The following is a 23,218-nucleotide window of genomic DNA, read 5'->3' on the forward strand; positions in this document are numbered from 1 at the left end:
CGGGTCCAGGTCGCTCACGACGCGCACGCGCTGGTCTCGGCCGCCGGCATGCTGGGCTTCACCCGGCTGTCGCGCCTGTGCCGCGAGATCGAGGCCGCCGCCCACGGCGACGGCGACCTGCGCCCGCTCATCCACCGGCTCGAGATCCAGCGGGCCGAGGTGCTGGGCACGATCCACAAGCTCAAGGCGGCCTGACGCCCGTTTCCCTCCCCCTCACAGGTGGGGGAGGGACCGGCGACGGGCCCCTACGCCTCCGGCGCGGTCGCGTCGTCCTCGGGCTCCGGGTCGGCCGTCCAGGCGGTGGCGAAGGCGGCAAGGTGCTGCGCCTCCGCGAACGCCATCACGGTGACCTCGCGCTCGGCCGGCATGGCGCCGGGATAGGGGGCGAGCAGGATGGTCTTGCGCACGAGGCGGGCGCCGGGCGCGTTCTCGGCGATCCAGGCCTCGGCCTCGGGCACCAGCGCCTCGGCGGTGGCGAGCGCCCGCGAATCCGGGCGCAGCACGATCACGCGGGTGCCGAGGCCGGGGTCGGCGGCCTGGACCGCCTGGACGATGTCGATCACGCGGTCGCCTCGGGCAATTCGTTGATCTGCACCGCGGCCTGGGCGTCGGTGAACTTGGGGATGTCGCCGAAGATCTCGGGGCCGTGCTCGGCCGCGGCCTTCGTGAAGGCGTCGGCCGATTCGAAGGTCAGCAGCGCCATCACCTGGAACGGGGCCGGCTTGCCGTCCGGCGTGCCGACGCCGCGCACGATCTTGGCCTCGTGCAGGCCCAGGGGCGACCAGCGCTCGCGCACCAGCGGCATGTGGTGGCCGAGATAGTAGTCCATGTCGAACCGGGGACCGGCCGGATACATCACGCTGACGAGGATCATGGCTATCGAACACTCCCTAGCGGCGCGTCTGCCGCGCGCCGCCGGCACGGAACCACCGAATGATGCCCGACGCAACGGCGTCCGTCCGCCGACGACTGCCGTGCTTCGACTCGCGAGCCTTCGATCGCCCCGGTCAGTTCGATGCGCGGAAACTGTAGAAATGGCCGGTCATATGTTGCATGGTGCTCGGTATATTGACCGATATGACGCCAGTGGACGATTTCGCGTACGGCCAGTAAAGCCGCCGATACGGTCCTGCTCCGTCCGTTTCGTCATAGATGATGTAGTGAAACGCGTTCGTTGTCGCGAACTCTGACTCGTCGTCGTAATCCACGACGATCTGCAATGGGTCCGTCGCCGTCTGCTTTGCCCGTACATCCTCGACCTGCCGCACGAACTCTGCTTGGCGCGCTTGGAACGCGTTCCTATCCTTCCACTGCACGAAGAGAGGCGCGTGATACGTGATGCCGACCGCCACGCCGATGCCGGCGGCGATCGAAAACGCACGGCGTATGCGCCGTCGCCGGAAATCGCAGGCGACCCATGTGACCGCGATCGCCATGACCGAGATCACGAATGCCGGCAGGAACAGCAAGAACGGGCCGCCTGCATGGATGGCAAGCACGAAGAGGACCCCGCCCATTGCCAAGACGGCGATGGAGGTCGGCGACCATGCATCCGGCCTGGTCGTCCTCATGGCTTGATCCGGCTTGGCCAAGGCGTTCTCCGCATCACCGCCTCGGGTCCGTCGATCGTCGCCTTCCATCCGAGGTGCAGGGCGAGACGCGGCCGACTCGCTCGGAAGCGACGACGCGTCACGCCCCGAACCGCTTCAGTGCAGCTTCACCCGCGCCTCGGTGCGGCGGGTGAGCGCGCGGGCGGCAGCGTCGAGGGCGGTCTTCACCGTGCCGTGCAGGGCCTGCTCGTGCATCTTGTACAGCGAGCGGTACATCATCCGCGCGAACAGCCCGGCGATGAACATGTTCTTGCCGCGGATGAACCCCATCAGGCTGCCGACCGTCGAGTATTCGCCGAGCGAGACGAGCGAGCCGAAGTCGCGGTACTTGAACGGCTTCAGCGGCCGCCCGGCGATGCGGGCGGGGATCTGCTTGATCAGGTAGGTCGCCTGCTGGTGCGCCGCCTGGGCGCGGGGCGGCACCGGCCGGTCGGAGCCGGCCTCGACGAGGTAGGCGCAGTCGCCCACCGCGAAGATGTCGGGATCGTGGGTGGTCTGCAGCGTCGGCGTCACCACGAGCTGGTTGGTGCGGGTGGTCTCCAGGCCGCCGAGGCCCTGCAGGAACGGCGGCGCCTTCACGCCGGCCGCCCAGACCACGAGCTCGGACGGGATGAACGCGCCGTCGGCCAGCGCCACGCCGTCGGCGCGCACCTCCGTGACCCGCGCCTGGACGCGGACCTCGACGCCGATCTTGGCGAGCAGCGCCATCACCTCGGACGAGAGCCGCGGCGGCACCGCCGGCAGGATGCGGTCGGCCGCCTCGACCAGGGTGATCTTGAGGTCCTTGGCCGGATCGATCCGGTCCATGCCGGTGGAGACCACGTCGCGGACGGTCCGGTGCAGCTCGGCCGCAAGCTCGGTGCCGGTCGCGCCGGCGCCGATCACCGTGACGTGGAGCTGCCCCGGCCGCACCGGGCCGACCTGGGTGTGGGCGCGCAGCATCGCGTTCACCAGCCGCTGGTGGAAGCGCACCGCCTGGTCCTGGGTGTCGAGCGCGATGGCGTGCTCCTTCACCCCGGGCGTGCCGAAATCGTTGGTGGTGGAGCCCACCGCCATCACCAGGGTGTCGTAACCGACCGAGCGCACCGGCGTGATCTCGCGGCCTTCCGCATCGTGGCTGGCGGCGAGCTGGATCGTGCGCGCCGTCCGGTCGAGCCCGGTCATCTCGCCGATGCGGTAGCGGAAATGGTGCTGGTGGGCGTGGTGTAGGTAGTCGACCGCGTGGTGGCCGACGTCGAGGCTGCCGGCGGCGACCTCGTGCAGCAGCGGCTTCCAGATGTGGGTGCGCGCCCGGTCGACCAGGGTGACGTGGACGTCCTTGCCGCGCCCGAGCTTGTCCCCGAGCTTGGTCGCCAGCTGAAGGCCCGCCGCGCCGCCGCCGACCACGACGATGCGGTGCAGGCCCTGTTCGTTCTCGCCCGGTACCATGCCTGTCTCGTTGCTCCTCGGTGCGGCCGTCGCCGCCTCATCGCCGGTGGTGCCCCCGTGCACAGGCACCACCCGTGCCGCCGTTCCGGGCGGGGCCATCTCGGAACGGTTCTAGACCATACCGGGATGGCCGTAATCCGGCGGGCGCCGTCAAAATTTTTTGGCCATGCCTCAAGCCTATCGCTCAAGCATCGGCCGCGAGCGGCGGCCTCACGCGGCCGGCGCGCCGGGCTGGCGCTTGGGATGGGCCTCGGCGAAGGCCGGCAGCGCCAGGCACGCCTCGGCGATGCGCGCCACGGTGGGGTAGGGCGCGGTCTCCACCCCGAAGATGCCCGTGCCGACCCACAGGCTGACGAGGCAGAGGTCGGCGTGGCTCACCGCGTCGCCCTGGCTGAACCGGCCGGCGCCGGGCTCCGTGGAGAGCCGGGTCTCCAGCGTCTTCAGGCCGCTCTCGAAGGCGTGGCGGACGAAGCCCATCATGCGCTCCCTGGGGAGATCGTAGGCCTCCATCAGGTAGGTGCGCACCCGCGGCACGTAGAGCGGGTGGGTGTCGCAGGCCACGAGCTGCGCCAGCGAGCGGGCGCGCGCCCGCTCCCGCGGATCGGCCGGCAGCAGCTTCACGCCGCCCTTGGTCTCCTCCAGGTAGTCGAGGATCGCGAGCGACTGGGTCAGCGGCGGACCGTCGCCGTCGAACAGGGCGGGCACCGCGCCCTGCGGGTTGATCGCGCGGAATTCCGGCGCGTGCTGGTCGCCGGCATCGAGGTCGATGAAGGTCTCCTCGTAGGCGATCCCCTTCAGCTTCAGCGCGATCCGCACCCGGAAGGCGGCGGCCGAGCGCCAGTTGCCGTACATCCTGATCATGCCACATGGCCCTTCATCGGTTTCGGCGGGGACCACACCGCACAACCGGGCGGGCCGCAAGGGCGAAGCGTCGGCGAAGCGCGGTCTGGCCGTGATCGTGCATTGCCCCGCGGACGCGATCCCGCGATAGGGACGAGACCGCGACGACGCGCGCGACACGGCGCGCGACAAGGGATGACGGCCGATGCAGATCGAGACGCCCTATCTGATGTTCCTCGGCGACGTGCCGGACCGGCTCGCCGCCAAGACCGCCTACGGCATCGTCGACTGGCGCCCGGACTGGTGCATCGGCCAGATCCGCCTGCCGGGCTGCGCGGCCGACCTCGGCATCCCCGACCTGACCCTCGACGAGGCGCTGGCCAAGGGCTGCCGCACGATGGTGATCGGCGTCGCCAATGCCGGCGGCGTGCTGCCGGAGCACTGGGTCGCCGAGATCGTCGCCGCGCTGGAGGCCGGGTTCGACATCGCGAGCGGCCTGCACGCGCGCCTCGGCGCGGTGCCGGCCATCGCCGAGGCGGCCGCGCGCCGCGGCCGGGCGCTGCACGACGTGCGCCACACCGACGAGACCTTCGCCACCGGCAAGGGCACCAAGCGCCCGGGCCGCCGCCTGCTCGCGGTCGGGACCGATTGCTCGGTCGGCAAGAAGTACACGGTGCTGGCGCTGGAGAAGGGGATGCGCGCGCGCGGCATGGACGCGGATTTCCGCGCCACCGGCCAGACCGGGGTGTTCATCTCCGGCCGCGGCGTCGCGATCGACGCGGTGGTGGCCGACTTCATCTCCGGCGCGGTGGAGTGGATCGCGCCCGCGGCCGACCCGAAGCACTGGGACCTGATCGAGGGCCAGGGCTCGCTCTACCACCCGTCGTTTGCCGGCGTCAGCCTCGGGCTGCTGCACGGGGCGCAGGCGGACGCCTTCGTGGTCTGCCACGAGCCGAGCCGCACGACGATGCGCGGCGTCCAGCACCCGCTGCCCTCGATCCGCCAGGTGATCGACCTGACGATCCAGCTCGGCAGCCTGACCAACCCTGGCATCAGGCCCACCGGCATCGCCGTGAACACCCAGGCCCTCGAGGAGGATCCCGCCCGCTCGCTGCTCGAGAAGCTCGGCGCCGAGTACGGCCTGCCCGCCACCGACCCGGTGCGCTTCGGCGTCGAGGGCCTCGTCGACCGGCTGATCGCCGAGTTCCCGGAGACCGCGCCGTGAGGCGGCTCGCGGTCGCCGTCGAGCGCTTCCCGATCGCCGGCGCCTTCACGATCAGCCGCGGCAGCCGCACGGAAGCCGTGGTCGTCACCGCGCGGATCGCCGACGCCGAGCGGGCGGTCGCCGGCTGGGGCGAGTGCGTGCCCTATCCGCGCTACGGCGAGAGCGTCGAGAGCGTGGCCGCGGCGATCGAGGCGCAAGGCGACGCGATCGCCGCCGGCCTCGGCCGCGCCGAGCTGCTGGAGCGGATGAAGCCCGGTGCGGCGCGCAACGCGCTCGACTGCGCGCTGTTCGATTTCGAGGCCAAGGCGTCCGGCCGCCCGGCCTGGGAGATCGCCGGGCTCGCGGCGCCGTCGCCGGCCACCACCGCCTACACCCTGAGCCTCGGCACACCCGAGAGCATGGAGGCGGCCGCGCGCGACGCGTCGGCCCGCCCGCTGCTCAAGGTGAAGCTCGGCGGCGCGGGCGACCCCGCGCGCATCGCCGCGGTGCGCCGCGGCGCGCCCGACAGCCGGCTCATCGTCGACGCCAACGAGGCGTGGGGGCCGGAGACGCTCGAGGCCAACCTCGCGGCCTGCCTCGCCGCCGGCGTGACGCTGATCGAGCAGCCGCTGCCGGCCGACGACGACGGGCTTCTGAGCCGGATCGAGCGCCCGATCCCGATCTGCGCCGACGAGAGCCTGCACGACCGCGCCGGGCTCGATCATCTGGCCGGCCGCTACGACGCGATCAACATCAAGCTCGACAAGACCGGCGGCCTCACCGAGGCGATCATGCTCGCCCACGAGGCCCGCGCCCGCGGCCTCTCGCTGATGATCGGCTGCATGGTCGGCACCTCGCTCGCCATGGCCCCGGCGATGCTGCTCGCCCACCACGCCGACACGATCGACCTCGACGGCCCGCTGCTCCTCGCCCGCGACCGCACGCCGGGCCTGCTGTTCGAGGGCAGCACGATCCATCCGCCGGAGCGGGACCTTTGGGGGTGAGGGGCGGCCGCTTCTCTCTTCCCCGCAAGAGAGGGGAGGGAGGCGCGCGCTGGTCGGGCACCGCGATGGTCATGACATCGGGCGCGCTCATTCCGGGGCTGCGAAGCGGAGCCCGGAAACCAGAGCCGCAAGTGGTGCCTCGGTTCGCGCGCGCGTCAGTTCTGGATTCCGGGCTCGCCCGCGGCGCCCCGGAATGACGGGTTGGCCCATCCCGGCGCCTGCGACGCCCCTAAGCCGCCACCGCCTCGATCAGCACCGTGTCGAGCCAGAAGCTTCCGTCCGGCGCGAGGCCGAAATGGTGGGCGACCTCGTCGGGGGCGGTGGCCTGGAGGGCGCGGATCGCGGTGACCAGCGGCTCGGGCGTGCGCATCCGGGCGATCCAGGTGGCGAAGTCCATGCGCAGGCGGCCGTGGGTGATCCTGTCGACGGTGAATCCCGCCTCGGCGAGCATCGCCAGCCACTCGGGCACCGAATAGTCGCGCACGTGCGAGGGATCGCGCAGCAGCTCGACCGCCTGGAGATGGGTGTCGAGGAGGGCGTCGTCCGGGGCGACGATGTCGGCGACGAGCGCCGGCGCGCCGGGCTTGGCCACGCGCCGCGCTTCGGCGAGGCCGGCCCGCACGTCGCGCCAGTGATGCGCGCTGAAGCGGGTCGCGACCGCGTCGAAGGCCGCGTCGGGAAACGGCAGCGCCGCGGCCGAGCCGGCCTCGGTCGTGATGTTGGGCAAGCCGCGCCGGCCCGCTTCCGCCGCCACCGCGGCGAGCATGTCGGGCGAGAGGTCGAGCGCGGTGACCGTGCCGGCATGCGGCGCCATCGCGAAGGCGACGTGGCCGCCGCCGCAGCCGAGATCGAGGGCGCGGGCCGGGCGCACCGTTCGCATGCGCTCGGCGATGCGGTCGAGGTCGGCGCCGGCGGCGTGGACCGCGCTCGCGACGTAGGACGCGGCCTGCGCGCCGAACCGGTCGGCGACGTGGGTCTCGTGGCGGCGCGTGGGGGCGCTCATGGGATCCTCCCTCAGGGCGCCGGCGCCAGCGGCGCGAGGCGCGAGAGCCGGAGCGCGACGGCGAGCGCCAGCCCGTAGAGCAGGCCGACGAACGCCACCACGCCGGTCCAGCCGGAATGGGCGAAGAACCAGCCGCCCATCGTGCCGAGCACCGACGAGCCGAGATAGTACAGCGACAGGTACACCGCCGAGGCCTGGGCGCGATCGCGCAGGGCGCGGCGGCCGATCCAGCTGCTCGCCACCGAATGGGCGCCGAAGAAGCCGATGGTGACGACGACGATGCCGAGCACGACGAGCCATAGGCTCTGCGACAGGGTCATCAGGATGCCGGCGATCGCCACGGTGATCGCCAGCCACAGCACCTTGCGCCGCCCGAGCCGGCTCGCGACCTCGCCGGTGAGCGTCGAGCTCATCGTGCCGAACAGGTAGACGACGAAGATCGCGCCGATCGCGGTCTGGCTCAGCGAGAACGGCGGGTCGAGCAGGCGGAAGCCGATGTAGTTGTAGACGCATACGAAGCCGCCCATCAGCAGGAAGGCTTCCGCGAACAGCCACGGCAGGCCGGGATCGCGGAAGTGCTGGCCGAAGGTGCCGGGCACCTCGCGCCAGCGCATCGGGTGGGCGACGAAGCTGCGCGAGGGCGGCAGCGCCCACCAGAACGCGAAGGCCGCGACCAGCGCCAGAACGCCGATGGTGCCGATCCCGAGCCGCCACGAGGCGTGGTCGGCGATGATGCCGGCGATCAGCCGCCCGCACATCCCGCCGACCGCGTTGCCGCCGACGAGCAGGCCCATCGACAGGCCGATCGAGCGCCCGTCCATCTCCTCGCCGAGATAGGCCATCGCCACCGCCGGCAACCCGCTCGCGGCGAGGCCGGTCAGCGCGCGCAGCACCAGGAACCCGTGCCAGCTCGGCACCAGCGCGGCGACGATCGTGAGGAGGGCGGAGGCGAAGAGCGAGGCCAGCATCACCGGCTTGCGGCCGAGCACCTCGGAAATCGGGCTGACGAAGAGCAGCGCCACCGCCAGCACCCCGCAGGGCAGCGACAGGGCGAGGCTGCTCTCGGCCGGCGACACGCCGAAATCGTCGGCATAGACCGGCAGCAGCGGCTGCACGCCGTAGAGCACCGCGAAGGTGGAGAACCCGGCCGCCGCCAGCGCCAGCGCCGTGCGGCGGAAGACCGGCGTGCCCGATCGGATCAGCTCGACGCCGTCGCTCATGCGTTCCTGGTTCCGGCTCCGGTGGCGGCGTCGGTGTTGGGCCGCGTCCCGGGCCGGCGTCAACAGCCGGAGGCGCAGGGCGGTTCGATTCCGACGCTTTCCACGGCCGCCCGGCCGACGCACGGATCCCGGAGCCCGCCGCGGCGGCACCGGCACCGGCCGCGCGACCAGCGTATCGGCCAAGACGATCGCCCGCGGCGAGCCCGGAGGCCGGGTATTCGCGTCCGGATGGAAGGGCCGTCACAAGACGTACACGGCCGCTGGATAAGCGTGACCGCAAGCACAGAGCGACGAAACGGGCGTCGCACCGGCACCCGCATCGGCATCACCCGGCGAAACCTCACGGCTCGGGTGCAGAATACGTCATCGATACAACTGGAGCGCGCGTTCTACTGGGCCGGCGGCCCAGGGCGCGCGATCGCCCGGTCATCCGTTTCGACCCCCGCCGCTTGAATGGACCCTCCATGCGCGTTCCGCTCAAGGCCGCCCTCCTCGGCGCGACCGTCCTCCTGCCGGCCCGTGCGGACGCGCAGGCGCTTCCGGCAGGGCCGGCGCCGGGCTTTCCCAACAGCACGTCCGTGAGCCCGGGCACCGTCCTCGACCGCCTGTTCGACAGCTACGGGCGGCTCCTGACGGGCGACCCCGCGGTGCTGACGCAGAACTACCAGACCGTCGTATCGATGACGCAGGCGCGCACCGCCGACCAGACGCTTGCGGCGGTGCGCGACGACCGGACCGCGCAGCCCTACAGCGTGCTCAACGGCCTCGGGCCGCTGACCGGCCTGTATCTCACGGGCGCCGGCGCCTCGTTCGGCGGGACGACGCCCGCGCGTCTGACGCCCACCACCTACGCCGCGCCGACGCTGTCCGAATACGCGGCCGACATCGGCCTGGGCACCGGTGCCAGCGCGGGGACGACCACCTTCGGCAACGGAACGGCGACGCCGCTCGCCGCGGCGGTGAGCTTCATCAACAACGTGGTCCGGGCGAACGGCTCGACCGAGCCGGCCAAGCGGATCTTCGAGCGCTACCAGGGCGCGACGCCGGCCGTCGACCCGCTGGACCCCCGCTACGGCAACTACAACGCGATCACGAACCGGACCGCGCTGAGGGCGTCCGACACCGCGAGCCTCGTCGTCCCGGCCTACCTGTCGAGCTTCCCCATCCCCGTTGTCTACGGCACCACCGTGGCCTGGGTCCGCGGCTTCACCGTGACCCGGGCGATGATCGACGCCAACGGCGGAAGGCCGCTCACCGCGCCGAACGTCGGCAGCTTCGATGCGGCGGGCACCTTCACCCCGGCCACCTTCGGCGTCGGCGACTACGTGCCGGGCGTCGGCACCGCGCCGCGGCCCTACCGCGTCTCGACCTCCGTCAGCGTGCCCGCCCTGCTCCAGCCGGTCATCAACGGCACCAACCCCTACGCGGACGGCGCCTTTCCGAGCGGCCATACCAATTCCGGCACGCTCCAGGCGCTCGGCGTCGGCTTCCTGGTGCCGCAGCAGTTCCAGGAACTGCTCGCCCGCGCCGCCGACCTCGGCAACGACCGCATCCTCGCCGGCATGCACTCGCCCCTCGACGTGATGGGCGGCCGCATGGAGGCCACCGCGATCGCCGCCACGAACATCTACGCCGCGCTCTACGACGCGAGCGGCAACCGGCTCGATTGGACCAACCCCGCCAACGCCGCGGCCTACGCGGTCTACCAAGCCTACCGGCAGACCCAGTCCTACCTCGCGGCCTCCTGCGGGGCCGCGAGCGTCGGCGCCTGCGTGGCGGCTGCGTCGAGCGCCGCCGACCCCTTCGGCGACGCCGCGCAGAACAGGGCGAACTACCGCGCGCGGATGACCTACGGCTTCCAGCCGACGGGCCCGCAGGCCGCGATGACCGCCGCGGAGGTCCCGGTCCAGGCGCAGGTCCTGCTCCTCACCCGCTTCCCCTACCTGACCGACGCCCAGCGGACGGACGTGCTGGCGAGCACCGGCCTGCCCTCGGGGTATCCGCTTCTCGACGGGAACACCTACGACGGCTGGGGACGGATCAACCTCTACGCCGCCAACGACGGCTACGGCGCCTTCGCCAGCACCGTCTCCGTGACCATGGACGCGTCGCAGGGCGGCTACGGCGCGAGCGACAGCTGGAACAACGACATCTCCGGCCCCGGCGGCCTGATCAAGAACGGCAACGGCGCCCTGCGGCTGGGCGGCACCGACACCTATGCCGGCCCGACCCTCGTCAACGGCGGAACCCTGACCGTGGACGGCTCGCTCGTCTCGGCGGTCACCGTCGCGGGCGGCCGGCTCGGCGGCTCGGGCACGGTGGGGGGGCTCGCCGTCCTGCCGGGCGGCACGGTGGCGCCCGGCCATTCGATCGGCACCCTGACGGTCGCGGGCAGCGCCGCCTTCGCGGCGGGCTCGGCCTATCAGGTCGAGGCCGACGCCGCCGGCCGGTCCGACCGCCTCGCGGTGGCCAGCACCGCCACGCTCGCGGGCGGAACGGTGCAGGTGCTGGCCCAAGCCGGCAGCTACGGCCCGCGCACCCGCTACGCGATCCTCGATGCGGCCGGGGGCGTGTCGGGGCGGTTTTCCGGCGCGACGTCGAACTTCGCCTTCCTGACGCCGACGCTCCGCTACGAGCCGACCGCGGTCGATCTGAACCTGACCCGCAACGACGTGGCGTTCTCCGCCATCGCCACGACCCGCAACGCGGCGGCGGTCGCCGACGCGATCCAGGCGGGCGGGCCGGGCGCCGGCGCCTACGCCGCGACCGTCGGGCTGACGACGCCGGAGGCGCAGGGGGCGTTCCGGGCGCTTGCCGGCGACGTCCACGCCTCGGCGGTGTCCGGGTCCTACCAAACCGCGTTCTTCGTCCGCGAGGCGATCCTCGACCGGCTGCGCTGGGGCGTCACCCCCGGTTCGGCGGACGGGCCGAGCTTCGGCGACCTGCCGGCGCGCTATTCCGCCGACCTGCCGGAAAGCCGGCCGCCGGTCGACTCCGTGCCGATGCGGATCCTCGACCCGACCGTGGTCGGCGTCTGGGGCCAGGGCTTCGGCGCCTTCGGCGGCGCCCGCGGCGGCAACGCCTTCGGCCTCGACCGGACGCTGACGGGCTTCGCCGCCGGCCTCGACCTGCGCCTGCCGAGCGGGTTCAGGCTCGGGCTCGTCGGCGGCTACGCCGAGAGCGCCCTCGACACCGCCGGCCGCCGCGAATCGGCCGGCGTCACCGGCGGGTTCGGCGGCGTCTACGGCGGCTACGAGCTCGGCCCGGTCTCGGTGCGGCTCGGCGCGGTCTACGCCGACGAATCCCTGCGCACCCGCCGCACCGTCGTCGTTCCGGGCGTGTCCGACACGCCGTCCGGCCGCTACGGCGGCAGCACGGTGCAGGGCTTCGGCGAGATCGGTTACCGGTTCCTCGTCGGAGCGCCCGCGCCGGCCGTGCCGGTGGACGCGGAACTGGGCGTGCCGGTGCGACCGGCCCCGACCTACGTCGAGCCCTTCGTCGGTGGCGCCTATGTCGGCATCCACCGCGACCGCTTCGCGGAGACCGGCGGCGTCGCCGCCCTGACCGGGTCCGCCCGCGACTACGACCTCGGTGCCCTGACGGCGGGCCTGCGCGGGCAGACGGCGTTCGACCTCAGCCTCGGCCTGCCGCTCTCGGCGCACGCGCTCCTCGGCTACCGCCGGGCGTACGGCGACGTGGTGCCGAAAGCGCTGCTGTCCTTCGGTGCGGACCCGAGCTTCCTGGCGGCGGGCGTCCCGATCGATCGGGACGCGGTGGTGGCGGAGGTCGGCCTCGACCTCCGCCTGGCGTCCGGCGTGACCTTCGGCGCGGCCTATACCGGCCAGACCGGCGCGCGGGCGCAGGACCACGCGGTGAAGGGCAACCTCACCTGCCGGTTCTGATCCGGCCTGCCGACGGATGCCGGCCCGGGGCGGGCCGGCATCACACCCATCCTATCGCGGCGGGGGAGCCGCCGGGGGCGCCCCGCTCTGCTGCAGCAGCGGGGTGATGCGGCGGACCGTGACCCGGCGGTTCTCGCGCGAGGCGTTCTGCGTGTTCACCTTCAGGTACTGCTCGCCGTAGCCCTGCGTGGTCAGGTTCTCGGGCGGCACCTGGAAGTTCTGGGTCAGCACCGTCGCGACCGACTGCGCCCGCCGATCCGACAGCGACAGGTTGTCGACGTCGGCGCCGACCGCGTCGGTGTAGCCCTCGATCAGGAACACCTCCTGCGGGTTGGCGCGGATCGCCTGGTTGATCGCCGCCGCGATCGTCGAGAGCCGGGCGGCCTGGTCGGGCGTGACCGTGAACGAGGCGGTGTCGAAGGTGATCGTGTCGATGTCGACGCTGCGCATCCGGGCACGCAGCTGCGGGCTGTAGCGGACCTGGTCCAGCGTGTAGCGCCGGTCGACCGCCACCACCGGCGGGGCCGACAGGGCCTCGTAGACCGCGCGCTCGTCGGCCGCGCCGTAATCCACCACGTAGCGCTCGCGCGGGATGCGGATGTCGGGCGGCGGCAGGTCGACCACGTCCTCGTAGATCGGGCGCGGGGCGCCGCCGTAGCTGTTGTCGATCAGCACGACCTCGCGGCCGTCGCGGAAGCGGCGGTAGCGGCGCAGCATCCGGCCGTCGTCGTCCACCACCGTCACGATCTGCTCGCCGCCGGGACGGTCGAGATAGGTGTAGGTGTCCGGCCCGCGCCGCTCGCTGCGGTAGCCGCCGCCGCCGATGTCGCGGAAGCGTTCGTTCTCGTCGTGGCGGATGAAGTAGTTGTTCTGGTCGCGCACGATGATCCGGCCGGGCTCGCGGATGTAGGTCCGCCCGTCCTCGTTGAACTCGCGGCGGTCGCGACGCACGCGGTCGTAGTCGCGCACGTCCTCGTCGTCGGTGCTGAAGCCGCCGGGGATGTAGCCGGGACGGCCGGGACGGTTGAAGCCGTCGCGGTCGCGGTCGCCGACGCGGCCCGTTGGCACGCCGCGCGGATCGTAGCCCGGCTGCCCGGGCTGGGCGCCCGGCTGCGTGTCGGAACCGCGCCGCCCCGGCTGGCCGGGATTGCCCTGGCCCGGGCCGAACGGACCGGCGCCCTGCGGCGGGACCGGCCGTCCGGGCACGCCGGGGCCGGCGTTCGGGGCGGCATTGGGCGGGGCGGCATTGGGTGGGGTGGCATTGGGATTGCCATTCGGGCCGCCGGGGCGGCCCGGCCCACCGGCGGCGCCGGGGGGCTCGACGGCATCGGGACGCTGGACCGGACGGCCCGGAACGCCGGGGCGCGCGTTCGGCGCCACCGCCCCGGGCTGCGCCGGCGGCGCGCCCGGCACCGTCGCAAGCGGCGTGCCGGGCGGGGTGGCGCGATCCTGCGGGCCGCCTTCGCCCGGGCGTGCGCCGGGCGGCTGCACCGGCCGGCCGGGAACGCCGGGCGCCGCGTTCGGCGCGGGGCGCTCGCCGGCATTCGGCGGCGTCGGCGCGCTGGGCGGCGGCGTCGCGGGCCGGTTCGGCTCGGCACCGGGCCGCGCGGGCGGGGGGGCCTGCGGCGGCGTCCGCGCAGGCGGGGCCTCGGCGGCCGGCGGCCGGGTGACCGCGTCCGGCGCGTCGCGGCGCGCGGGCGGGGCGGCGCGCTCGGGGTCGCGCTCGCGGGCGGCTGGGGGAGCTGGGGGCGGTGCAGGGCGCTCGGCCGGCTGCAGGCGTTCCTGCGGACGGGCGGCGGGCGCACGATCCTCGCGCGGCTCGGGCCGCTCGCGGGCGGCGGGCGGCGTCGGGCGCTCGGCCGGCTGTGGCCGTTCCTGGGGACGGGGCGCCGGCGCACGGTCCTCGCGCGGTTCCGGGCGCTCGCGGGCCGCCGGCGGGGCGGCGCGCTCCTGCGGGGCCGGACGCTCGGCCGGCGGGGCGCGCTCGGGACGCGGCTGCGGACGCTCCTGCGGCGGCGCCCGCTCGGGGCGCGGCTCCGGACGCTCGCGTCCGCCGGGCGGACCGCCGGCCGGGCCTTCGCGCCCGCCGCCGCGGCCTTCTCCGCCGCGCCCGCCGGGTCCCTCGCCACCCCGCCCGCCGGGGCCTTCGCCGCCGCGCGGCCCGCGCTCGTCGGGGCCGCCCTGCGCCAGGAGGATCGTGCCGGAGGCGCCGTCCTGCCGGGCGAAGGCCGGTGCGGCGAGGACGAGCCCGGGCAGCATCGTGCCGGTCAGGAGGAGCAGGCGGAGTGTCCGCATTCGGTCGGCCTCGAGGATCGTGTAAAAGGCCGAACCGAACCCCTCAGGCGCCGGATGGTTCCGAAATTCCGGTTCCGGTTTCCCGCTTTCGACCGCCGCCGCTCAGGGGGCGGGCGCCTTCGTCGGCACGAGCCGGTCGAGGGCGATGATGCGCACCGTGCGCTCGGCGGTGCCGGTCGTCGACGGCTCGGTCGAGAGGTCCGGCACGGGCTTCGGCGCCATCTCGACGGGCAGGCCCGAGCGCTCGGCGGCGTCGGCGGCCAGCACCGCGGCGGTCTTGTCGGCGCGGCCGACCAGGGTGAGGCGGACCTTCGGGGCCGGGCGCGACAGCGTCTCCGCCTGCATCGGCGTGACGAAGATGTCGCCCTTGTGCCGCACCAGCATGCTCTCGGCCTTCACCAGCGACTGCGCCCAGGTCCTGTCGGCGGGCTTGCACGAGCAGTTCGGCACGAAGGTCTTGCGGAACTTGAACGCGTTGGCGAGCGAGACGTAGGCCTTGCCGCCCTTCACAGTCGCGGCCGACTTCAGCGCCTCGTCGCCGTAGGGCATCGAGTAGGCCACGGCCTCGGTGCCGGGGCAGAGCGCCTGGCACATCTCGTCGGCGCCGTTGCGGCCCTCGGGCAGGTTGCGCATCGGGAAGTAGGCGCCGTCGCAGGTGCGCACGCAGATCACCTGCGCGCCGCCGCGGGCATAGGCTTCGCCGGTGGCGGGGTCGACGCGCGCCGTATCGGCGCAGGACGCGGCGATCAGGCCCTGCAGCTGGCGGCGGCGGGCGCCGCTGTCGTCGATCGCCGCGCCGCCGTAGGTGGCGTTGAGCGCGCGGATGCGCTGCTCGACCGCGCCGCATTGCGGGGGCCGCGTGTCGAAGAACAGGAAGGTGCCGCCCTCGCAGCTCAGGGAGCGGTGATAGGCCTCGAGCCGGCCGATCTCGCTCTGAAGCGCGCGCACCATGCTGGCGCCGTTGCCCAGGCTTGCCAGCTCGGACCGGTAGCGCAGGCAGGCCGCGCTTGGCAGGTGGCTCTGGCTCGGAACGCTTGCCTGGGTCGGAAGCGGGGACTGGCTCGGCTCGGGGGACGGCGCCTGGGCCTGCCCGGCCGCGACCGCGCCGAGCCACAGCGCGAGGATCGCGAGCGGGCGGCGGAGCGGGCGAAAGGTGTGGCGCATCGACGGCATGGCGAACGATCGGGGGCTCGGCGCAGGGCGGAAGGGGAGCTGTGCGGTCCGCCGCGTCGTGGAGAGTGGCGCCGGCGAGCGAAGCACCGGCGGGCTTAACTTTTTTAAACGCCCTCGCGCATCGGCGACACCCCTCCTACATGCCCGCGGTGACACAAGCGGGGGAATGGCGGACGATGTTGCTTCGGGGTCTCACACGCGGCGCGCGGGCCGTGCTGTTCCTGTCCGCGCTGGCGGGCCTCACCGGCGCCGCCGCGGCGCAGGAACCCGACCGGATCTTCGACAAGTCGACGGTCTGGCGCCCGCTCACGCCCAACGACAAGCTCGTGGTCTACGGCGTCGACGACCCGCTCGTGAGCGGCGTCGCGTGCTGGTACACCCAGCCGGAGAAGGGCGGCATCAAGGGCACGCTCGGGCTGGCCGAGGACGTCTCCGACATCTCGCTCGCCTGCCGCCAGGTCGGGCCGGTGCAGTTCACCGGCAAGTTCGGCCAGGGCGAGGTGGTGTTCAGCGAGCGCCGCTCGCTGATCTTCAAGTCGATGCAGATCGTGCGCGGCTGCGACGCCAAGCGCAACACGCTGATCTACATGGTCTATTCCGACAAGGTGATTCAGGGGTCGCCCAAGAACTCGACCTCGAGCGTGCCGCTGATGCCCTGGGGCACAGAGCCGCCGCCGAAATGCGGCGCGTTCCTGAAGGGGTGACGCGGACGCGTCCCTCCCCCCTCTGCGGGGGAGGGGGCACGCTGCGGGGACCCCCTCAATCCTGGCAGGTGATGCGGATCGGGCGGTCGGCCGGCTTGGTGACGGGGAGGTCGACGGCGCCGGTGTATTCCTCGGCGGCCGCGATCCCGTAGGCGTTGGCGGTGGCGTAGCCCTGCGCCTCGCACCAGGCGTTGGCGACGACCTGGCCGCACTCGCTGCCGGGGCTGGTCAGGCACTCGCCGACGCCGTAGCCGTCGCTCGACGGGATCAGGAAGGTCTTCTCGACATGGGGCGCGCCCTTGCCGGCCGGGGTCTCGCCGTCGCCGGCGGCCATCGCGCCGTGGGCGATCGTGACGAGGAGGGCAGCGGCAGCGAGTGCACCGAATCCGGCAGCCGAGCGTCGCATGGATACGTCCTTGTTCAGGGGATGCCCCGGTTCAGGGTCTGGCGTGCGGGTTGAAGTCGCGGGCGGGAATTCGACGGTCAAAATCCGACGGCGGGGTAAACAAAGGCTTTCCGGCGCCGATCGCATTTCCGTGCCCGGACCCGATCGCGCCGCCCGAGCCGGCGCGCCGCCGCGCCGGTCTCGAATTCTTGACGGATTTCGGGTAGCCCGATCCGGGCCTTCGGACCGTCGCCGATCCGCAACACGGCTCGGCGCGAAGCCGGCGGCATTGCGGCGGGCCGGGTCGCGCGGAGCCCCGTCCGCGGGGGCGGCGCGCGGCGCCCAGGGCACTGACGCCAAACAAGAGTTTTCACGGGTCCGGCGCCCGGCGAGGGCAGCGCCGCCGGGATCGCGGCTGCGAAGGACGAGGGACGTTTCATGGCGCCGATGTTGCGGCTCTACAACACGCTGACCGGCGCCAAGGAAGCCTTCGCGCCGATCGATCCGAGCCATGTCCGGATGTATGCCTGCGGCCCGACGGTCTACGACGCGGCCCATATCGGCAACGCGCGCCCGATCATCGTCTTCGACCTGCTGTTCCGGCTGCTGCGCCGGGTCTACGGCGCGGCGCACGTCACCTACGCCCGCAACGTCACCGACGTGGACGACAAGATCAACGCCCGCGCCGCCGAGCGCGGCATCACCATCCGCGCGCTCACCGACGGGACGCTCGCCGCCTTCCACGCGGACCTGCGCGACCTCGGCGTGCTGATGCCGGAGGACGTGAACGTGCCCGGCGAGCGCCCGCGGATGATCGAGCCGCGCGCCACCGACCACATCGCCGAGATGGTCGCGATGATCGAGGCGCTGGTCGCGTCCGGCCACGCCTACGTCGCCGCCGGCCACGTGCTGTTCGACGTGCCCGCGATGCCCGATTACGGCGCGCTCTCGAAGCGCCCGCTCGACGAGATGGAGGCCGGGGCGCGGGTCGAGGTCGCGCCCTACAAGCGCTCGCCCCTCGATTTCGTGCTGTGGAAGCCCTCGAAGCCCGGCGAGCCGTCCTGGCCGTCGCCGTCGGGCATCGCCGCGCCCGGGCGCCCGGGCTGGCACATCGAGTGCTCGGCGATGTCGGCGCGGCATCTCGGGCAGACCTTCGACATCCATGCCGGCGGCATCGACCTGATCTTCCCCCACCACGAGAACGAGGTGGCGCAGTCCCGCTGCTGCTTCGGCACGCCGGTGATGGCCAACACCTGGCTGCACAACGGCTTCCTCCAGGTGGAGGGGGAGAAGATGTCGAAGTCGGCCGGCAACTTCGTCACGCTGCGCGCGGTGCTGAACGACTGGCCGGGCGAGGTGGTGCGCCTCGCCATGCTCAAGTCGCACTACCGCCAGCCGATCGACTGGACCCTGCGCGGCCTCGAGGAGGCGCGGCGGATGCTCGACCGCTGGTACGGCGCCGTCGGCGACGGAAGGCCCGCCGCCGAGGCGCCGGAGGCGGTGCTCGAGCCGCTGCTCGACGACCTCAACACCGCCGCGGCGCTCGCCGAGATCCACCGCCTCGACGATCCCGCGCGCCTCCGCGCCGGGGCGAACCTGCTCGGGTTCCTCGGGCAGACCCGCTCCGAGCGGGACGCGGCCACGGTCGCGGCCGCGGGCCTCGACGTGGCGGCGATCGAGGCTCTGATCGCCGATCGCGCCGCCGCCCGCGCCGCCAAGGACTGGGCCGCCTCGGACCGCGCCCGCGACGCCCTCGCCGCGATGGGTGTGGCGGTCAAGGACGGCAAGGACGGCACCACCTGGAGCGTGATCTAGGCGCCGGTGCGCCTGGATGGGTCGCAGGGCCGGTTCCGGGCGACGCGCATCGCCGATCCCGTGCCCCCCGATGTCGCGCGGTTCGTCCTGCGCGCATCCGCGAGCCTTCGCGCGACCGGCGTTCCGTCGATCGATCCCGGAATACCGCGCGGTATAGTGATCGAAGGTTGCTATATGATCATTAGAAGTAGAAAGTCGGCGTTGTATTTGTTATTTTGACGCAACACTGTTGATGTGCTGACCGTTCGATGCCCGGGAAGGGTTTTTGACCGGGAAATGGGCGTGACATTCTTTCTCCAGATGCGGTTCGCAGGAAATCCGTGCCGTCATCCGAATGGGGGGAATGAAATGACTCGCGTCCTGCGGACGGCGCTGCTCGCGTCGGGAATGGTGCTGTCGTCGCCCGGCCTGGGCCACGCGCAGTCCGGGTATTACTCCGGCGCCTACGCCTTCGGCGACAGCTTGACCGACAACGGCCGCATCCCGCGAGAGACCGGCTACAGCCCCTCTGGAAGGGTCGACGCGCTGCTCGGCATGAAGCTCTACGAGGGCGGGCGCTGGTCGAACGCGCCCGGCTACTTCGAGCAGATCCCGGCCCGCATCGGCGCGCCCTACGTGCCCGGCAACGACTACGCGATCGGCGGGTCGCAGGCCGTCCACCTCGAGCCGAACGCGGGGGCCTCGCCCTTCTTTTCCTGGGGCGTACCGGACCAGATCGATCAGTTCGCCGCCCGCGGCGGCCGGTTCGGATCGCGCGACCTCGTCACGCTCTGGATCGGCTACAACGACATCACCGCCATCCCGGCCGGTACCGACGCAGCCCACGCCGCCGGCGTGACGACGGTCCTGAACAACAACGTCGCGAACCTGGACCGCCTCGTCGGCCTCGGGGCGCGCGAGCTGCTGGTCTACAGCCAGCAGACCTTCCGCGCCGCCAACGCCGACCTGGCGCGGTCCTTCAACGCGCAGCTCCCCGGATACCTCCAGGCGTATTCCGATCGCGGCATCAACGTGCACTACTTCGATGCGGACGGGCTCCTGAACCGGCTGCGCGCGGACCCGACGGCCTACGGATTCATCCCGCAGGCGGCGACCGGCAGTTGCGCATTCAACCCGGCCTGCGCCGTGATCGGGTACACCAACCCAGCCGTCGAGAACCAGTACATCTCGGTCGACGGCGTCCATCTCACCGCGCGCGCCAACGGCTACCTCGCCGCCTTCGTGGCGAACCAGCTCAACGCGCCGCTGACGATCGGGCCGCAGGGCGAGCTCGGGCAGGCCGCCGGCCTCGCCTTCTCCTCGACGCTGATCGACTTCCTCGGGGCCGAGCGCCGCCGGAACATGGCCCTGTCGGTGCCCGCCGCCTTCGCCGCCGACCTGCCGGGCCGGCGCCCGGCCCCCGGCCTGATCCCGGTCCAGCCGGGCAGCCCGGTCTCCGTGTTCGCGCTCGGCACCTATGCCGGGCTCGACCGCACGGCGCAGAACCGGGCCGGTGCGGGCAGCCTGGGCAACACCTACGATGCCGATTTCGGCGGCGTCACCGCGGGGCTGCTGTACCAGGCGACGCCCAACCTCGTTCTCGGCGCAGCGTTCAACTACCTCAACGCCCGGGTCGACCTCCGCGGCGCGAGCAACGGCCGGATCGACCTTAACAGCGTCCAGGGCGCCGTCTTCGCCTCGTACGCCACCCCGGAGGTGTTCGCGGACGTGGCCGTGACGTACGGCGGCAACGGCTTCGCCCTCGACCGGCCGGGCGTGCTCAACGACCGGCTCGCGGCCGCGCCGGGGGGCGACACGGTGACGGTCGCCGCGCGCACCGGCTACCTGTTCGATTTCGAGACCTTCAGGGCCGGCCCGGTCGGCGAGGTCACCTACGCGCGGGCCGGCGTGAGCGCCTATCGCGAGACCGGCGACCCGCTGCTCACGATCGGCGTCCGGCGCCAGGATCTCGACGGGTTGACCGTCGGAGGCGGCCTCCAGATCCGCACGGTGGCGCCGCTCCTCGGCGGCATCGTCTCGCCCTTCCTCAACCTCACCGCCCAGCACGATGTCCTCGACGGCGTGCGCACGGTGACCTCGTTCCAGACCTATGCGCCGAGCCTGCTGATCCGCACCTAGACCGGGCGCCGCGGCGACGACGTCTACGGACGGATCGCCGGCGGCCTCGACCTCGATTTCGGCAACGGGCTCAGCGGGGTGGTCACCGGCTCGACCAGCGTCGCCCGCGCGGGCGGCGACGATTACACCGGCAGCGTCGGGCTGCGGTACCGCTTCTGAACCACGACGCGCCCTCCGCGCCGGCGCTCGATCGGTGAGATCGCACGGCGCACGCGGCGGAAGGGCGACCCGAAACGGCGGCGGCCGACGCCCGGACGCCCGTCGCTTTCCGGGCGCCACACCCAGCGCGTGTGGCGCCCGACCGCGCACGAAATCGTCAGTTGTTCGGCCGTATCAAAGGTTGCGAGCCTATCGGCGGGCGCCTGATCTTGTGGCACGGTAGGATCGATACAAAAGCGACCCACTTCCAAGACGGAGTCTTCACTGGAACGTCTTACGGTTGCAGTGCCCGATCTTCGCGGCACCCGGGACCGACCTTGACGATGTACCCTGCGCCTCACGGCCGCGTCCTGCGGTGGCTCGCCGAGATCGGGCCCGACCTGCCGGAGGCGGTGCAGGCGCGCATGCGCGCCGGCTTCTTCACCTCGACGACGCCCCTCGTGGTCGGCGCCGTCAACTCCATCGCCGTGGCGGGGGTCGCCTACCTTTGGTTGGACCGGTGGCTCTTCGCCGCCATCGCGTTCCTCGACCTGCTCCTGCTGATGCTGCGCCTCGTGCTGCTGCGGCGGGTGCACGCGCCGTCCGGCCCGGTCTTCGCGACGGGCCTGCTCTGGGCCGGCCTGCAGGGCGCGACCATCGCCTGCGTCGTCCCCTCAGGCGACATGGCGATGTCGATGGTCGTGCTCGCCTCCGGGCTCGCGGCGATCGGCGGGATCGTCGGCCGGAACTTCGCGGCCCCGCGCTACGCGATGGCGCAGGTGCTGTTCATCGACCTCAGCTACAAGACCACCTTCGCGACGACGCATCCGCAATTCCTGCCGCTGATCGCGATCCAGACGGTCGCCTTCGTCCTGATGAACCGCAGCATCCTGCGCCATCACCGGGCGGCGGCCGTCCAGGCGATCCTCGGCGAACGCGAAAGCCACCGCCGGTCGATCACCGATCCGCTGACCGAGCTGCTCAACCGCCGCGGCCTGGAGGAGGCGTTCGACGCGCGCCCGGCCGGGGCCGGGGACCGGACGCTGCTCTACCTCGACCTCGACGGGTTCAAGCAGGTCAACGACCGCCTCGGGCACGCGGCCGGCGACGCGGTGCTGCGCGAGGTCGGACGGCGCCTCGCGCTGGCAATCGGGCCGGACGCGACCGCCTGCCGCCTCGGCGGCGACGAGTTCCTCGTGCTCGCCGATGGGCTCGACGACGCGGCGGCGCGCCGGCTCGGCGGCCGGATCATCACGGCGATCACCGCGCCCTATCAGGTCGGCGGAGGCGCGTTCGCGGGGATCGGCGTCAGCGTCGGCGTCGCCCGGCAGCGGCCCGCCGCGTCGGGACCACCGCTCGGTCTCGCCGATCTGATGCGGCGCGCCGACCAGACCCTCTACGCCGCCAAGACCGCGGGCAAGGGACGCTGCATCCTGCACGGTGCCGAGGACGCGCCGCAGGTCCAAGCGGCCTGAACCCGGCGGGTTCGTCGAGCACGGGGGTGCGCTGCGCGGCGGTCGGCTCGCGCCGGCGGCACGGTCGGGCGGGGCTCGTCGGGGCGCTGGCCGGCGCGCGATCCCGTCGCCGCGCGCGACGCCGGGTCAGCCGTGCGTCAGCAGGTGCGGCGCGGTGCCGTCGCCGCCGTAGAGGTCGAGCATGTGCCGGCAGCCGGTGTCCGGGTCGGCGCGCAGCTCGTGTTCCAGGGCGTCGGCGTCCTTGCGCAGCCAGGCGGAGCGCTTCTGGTAGAGGTCGGAATGGTTGATCCCGTGCGCCTGCGCGTGGATCCGGAAGCTCGCCTCGTCGAGGCGCAGCCCCGGGCACAGCCGGCTCGCGACCTCGGCCTCGACCGCCTCGCGCAGGCCCGCCGCCGGCACGATGTGGCGGTCGCGGTAATGGGTGGCGCCGTTGGCGAACAGCACCCACAGCGCGATCGGCAGGCCGATCCGGTAGGCGAGGCCGAACCGCTCCGAAGCCGGGCGCCGCGCGGACGCGTCGGCCGGCGGGGCGAGGAGGGCGGGCTGTCCGGCGGCGGTCATCGCGCATCTCCGCGGCGGGCGCACGCGGCCGAAGCGACGATCGCCCCGCCGCGAAGACGAGCCGCCGTCCCGTCGTCCATGCATCGGCGTCGGTGCCGATCGATCTCCTGGATATCCATGGCGCGCTCCGCGTCGATGCCGACCCTAAGGTCTGCAAAAACTGGGCCGTGATGGGACGAACACGTTTCCGATTGTTGTCGGAGGCGCCGCCGAACGGCGCGAACACAGACTTTTGATCGGTTCGCGGCCGTTCGCGGTGCGGTTCGTGCCCGATCGACTCGCCCGGCAGTCTAGCACGGCGTCGAATAGGTTCAACGAGCGGCGCCGGCCGCGCGCGATGCTA

19 protein-coding genes are annotated in these 23,218 nt (G+C 72.8%); 8 read left to right on the forward strand and 11 right to left on the reverse strand.

All coding sequences use genetic code 11. From position 1 onward, the window contains the following. On the forward strand, positions 1-195 hold a 195-nt coding region (locus MKK55_RS00420), incomplete at its 5' end, for an Hpt domain-containing protein (RefSeq protein WP_243932729.1). A gap of 50 nt (positions 196-245) precedes the next feature. On the opposite strand, the gene MKK55_RS00425 is transcribed toward MKK55_RS00420, so the two are convergent. The 5 genes from MKK55_RS00425 to maiA all read right to left on the reverse strand — a co-directional run bounded on the left by MKK55_RS00425 (position 246) and on the right by maiA (position 3,896). After that, entirely contained in the window at positions 246-563 is a 318-nt protein-coding gene (locus MKK55_RS00425) for a hypothetical protein (protein WP_243932731.1), read from the reverse strand. After that, entirely contained in the window at positions 560-874 is a 315-nt protein-coding gene (locus MKK55_RS00430) for an EthD family reductase (protein ID WP_147727659.1), read from the reverse strand. Before MKK55_RS00430 ends, MKK55_RS00425 begins: the two co-directional genes overlap by 4 nt. A gap of 133 nt (positions 875-1,007) precedes the next feature. Further along, positions 1,008-1,592 (reverse strand): hypothetical protein, encoded by a 585-nt coding sequence (locus MKK55_RS00435; RefSeq protein ID WP_243932733.1) that lies wholly within the window; start codon positions 1,590-1,592, stop codon positions 1,008-1,010. Positions 1,593-1,706: 114 nt separating this feature from the next. Beyond that, the gene (locus MKK55_RS00440; protein WP_147727658.1) at positions 1,707-3,038 is read right to left on the reverse strand and encodes an NAD(P)/FAD-dependent oxidoreductase; all 1,332 of its coding nucleotides are present in this window, start codon (positions 3,036-3,038) and stop codon (positions 1,707-1,709) included. 210 nt (positions 3,039-3,248) lie between these two features. Continuing rightward, positions 3,249-3,896, reverse strand: a complete 648-nt coding sequence (gene maiA, locus MKK55_RS00445) for a maleylacetoacetate isomerase (protein ID WP_243932754.1) — start codon at positions 3,894-3,896, stop codon at positions 3,249-3,251. Positions 3,897-4,083: 187 nt separating this feature from the next. On the opposite strand from maiA, the gene dgcN reads away from it, so the two are divergent. Beyond that, the gene (gene dgcN / locus MKK55_RS00450; RefSeq protein WP_243932734.1) at positions 4,084-5,103 is read left to right on the forward strand and encodes an N-acetyltransferase DgcN; all 1,020 of its coding nucleotides are present in this window, start codon (positions 4,084-4,086) and stop codon (positions 5,101-5,103) included. Then, complete coding sequence (gene dgcA / locus MKK55_RS00455; protein ID WP_243932735.1) at positions 5,100-6,086, forward strand: N-acetyl-D-Glu racemase DgcA; 987 nt, start codon at positions 5,100-5,102, stop codon at positions 6,084-6,086. The genes dgcN and dgcA overlap by 4 nt, the downstream gene beginning before the upstream one ends. Positions 6,087-6,315: 229 nt before the next feature. Here the strand turns inward: dgcA and MKK55_RS00460 are convergent, their stop codons facing one another. Together MKK55_RS00460 and MKK55_RS00465 are read right to left on the reverse strand one after the other, a co-directional pair. Next, positions 6,316-7,089: a class I SAM-dependent methyltransferase gene (locus MKK55_RS00460; protein ID WP_243932736.1), complete on the reverse strand. Its 774-nt coding sequence runs from the start codon at positions 7,087-7,089 to the stop codon at positions 6,316-6,318. 11 nt (positions 7,090-7,100) lie between these two features. Then, entirely contained in the window at positions 7,101-8,309 is a 1,209-nt protein-coding gene (locus MKK55_RS00465) for an MFS transporter (RefSeq protein ID WP_243932737.1), read from the reverse strand. A gap of 464 nt (positions 8,310-8,773) precedes the next feature. On the opposite strand from MKK55_RS00465, the gene MKK55_RS00470 reads away from it, so the two are divergent. Then, on the forward strand, positions 8,774-12,211 hold the full coding sequence (locus MKK55_RS00470) for an autotransporter domain-containing protein (protein ID WP_243932738.1): 3,438 nt from the start codon (positions 8,774-8,776) through the stop codon (positions 12,209-12,211). 51 nt (positions 12,212-12,262) lie between these two features. On the opposite strand, the gene MKK55_RS00475 is transcribed toward MKK55_RS00470, so the two are convergent. Next, positions 12,263-14,506 carry an OmpA family protein gene (locus MKK55_RS00475; RefSeq protein WP_243932739.1) on the reverse strand — a complete coding sequence of 748 codons (2,244 nt, stop codon included), beginning with the start codon at positions 14,504-14,506 and terminating at the stop codon, positions 12,263-12,265. Positions 14,507-14,608: 102 nt separating this feature from the next. Then, complete coding sequence (locus tag MKK55_RS00480; protein WP_409565991.1) at positions 14,609-15,670, reverse strand: DUF2865 domain-containing protein; 1,062 nt, start codon at positions 15,668-15,670, stop codon at positions 14,609-14,611. Between the two features lie 185 nt (positions 15,671-15,855). Here MKK55_RS00480 and MKK55_RS00485 point away from each other — a divergent pair, with 185 nt between their 5' ends. Beyond that, entirely contained in the window at positions 15,856-16,383 is a 528-nt protein-coding gene (locus MKK55_RS00485; RefSeq protein ID WP_147844549.1) for a CreA family protein, read from the forward strand. 55 nt (positions 16,384-16,438) lie between these two features. On the opposite strand, the gene MKK55_RS00490 is transcribed toward MKK55_RS00485, so the two are convergent. Continuing rightward, positions 16,439-16,789, reverse strand: a complete 351-nt coding sequence (locus tag MKK55_RS00490) for a hypothetical protein (protein ID WP_147729418.1) — start codon at positions 16,787-16,789, stop codon at positions 16,439-16,441. A 417-nt stretch (positions 16,790-17,206) separates the two neighbouring features. Between MKK55_RS00490 and cysS the strand changes: the two genes are divergently transcribed. From cysS to MKK55_RS00505, 3 genes are all read left to right on the forward strand, one after another. Beyond that, complete coding sequence (cysS, locus tag MKK55_RS00495; protein ID WP_243932742.1) at positions 17,207-18,583, forward strand: cysteine--tRNA ligase; 1,377 nt, start codon at positions 17,207-17,209, stop codon at positions 18,581-18,583. A 348-nt stretch (positions 18,584-18,931) separates the two neighbouring features. After that, positions 18,932-20,701, forward strand: a complete 1,770-nt coding sequence (locus tag MKK55_RS00500; RefSeq protein WP_243932744.1) for an autotransporter domain-containing protein — start codon at positions 18,932-18,934, stop codon at positions 20,699-20,701. A gap of 482 nt (positions 20,702-21,183) precedes the next feature. After that, the gene (locus MKK55_RS00505; RefSeq protein WP_147844191.1) at positions 21,184-22,314 is read left to right on the forward strand and encodes a diguanylate cyclase; all 1,131 of its coding nucleotides are present in this window, start codon (positions 21,184-21,186) and stop codon (positions 22,312-22,314) included. Positions 22,315-22,440: 126 nt separating this feature from the next. Here MKK55_RS00505 and MKK55_RS00510 read toward each other — a convergent pair whose 3' ends face one another. Next, entirely contained in the window at positions 22,441-22,875 is a 435-nt protein-coding gene (locus MKK55_RS00510; protein ID WP_243932747.1) for a hypothetical protein, read from the reverse strand. Between the last annotated feature and the right edge of the window lie 343 nt (positions 22,876-23,218).

This window comes from Methylobacterium sp. J-059 (assembly GCF_022829485.1).
Classification (GTDB): domain Bacteria; phylum Pseudomonadota; class Alphaproteobacteria; order Rhizobiales; family Beijerinckiaceae; genus Methylobacterium.

Coding starts and splice junctions, on each gene's coding strand:
- MKK55_RS00430 (WP_147727659.1), bottom strand. CDS start 874: ATGATCCTCGTCAGCGTGATGTATCCGGCCGGTCCCCGGTTCGACATG.
- MKK55_RS00440 (WP_147727658.1), bottom strand. CDS start 3,038: ATGGTACCGGGCGAGAACGAACAGGGCCTGCACCGCATCGTCGTGGTC.
- dgcN (WP_243932734.1), top strand. CDS start 4,084: ATGCAGATCGAGACGCCCTATCTGATGTTCCTCGGCGACGTGCCGGAC.
- MKK55_RS00460 (WP_243932736.1), bottom strand. CDS start 7,089: ATGAGCGCCCCCACGCGCCGCCACGAGACCCACGTCGCCGACCGGTTC.
- MKK55_RS00465 (WP_243932737.1), bottom strand. CDS start 8,309: ATGAGCGACGGCGTCGAGCTGATCCGATCGGGCACGCCGGTCTTCCGC.
- MKK55_RS00470 (WP_243932738.1), top strand. CDS start 8,774: ATGCGCGTTCCGCTCAAGGCCGCCCTCCTCGGCGCGACCGTCCTCCTG.
- MKK55_RS00475 (WP_243932739.1), bottom strand. CDS start 14,506: ATGCGGACACTCCGCCTGCTCCTCCTGACCGGCACGATGCTGCCCGGG.
- MKK55_RS00480 (WP_409565991.1), bottom strand. CDS start 15,670: ATGCGCCACACCTTTCGCCCGCTCCGCCGCCCGCTCGCGATCCTCGCG.
- MKK55_RS00485 (WP_147844549.1), top strand. CDS start 15,856: ATGTTGCTTCGGGGTCTCACACGCGGCGCGCGGGCCGTGCTGTTCCTG.
- MKK55_RS00490 (WP_147729418.1), bottom strand. CDS start 16,789: ATGCGACGCTCGGCTGCCGGATTCGGTGCACTCGCTGCCGCTGCCCTC.
- cysS (WP_243932742.1), top strand. CDS start 17,207: ATGGCGCCGATGTTGCGGCTCTACAACACGCTGACCGGCGCCAAGGAA.
- MKK55_RS00500 (WP_243932744.1), top strand. CDS start 18,932: ATGACTCGCGTCCTGCGGACGGCGCTGCTCGCGTCGGGAATGGTGCTG.
- MKK55_RS00505 (WP_147844191.1), top strand. CDS start 21,184: ATGTACCCTGCGCCTCACGGCCGCGTCCTGCGGTGGCTCGCCGAGATC.
- MKK55_RS00510 (WP_243932747.1), bottom strand. CDS start 22,875: ATGACCGCCGCCGGACAGCCCGCCCTCCTCGCCCCGCCGGCCGACGCG.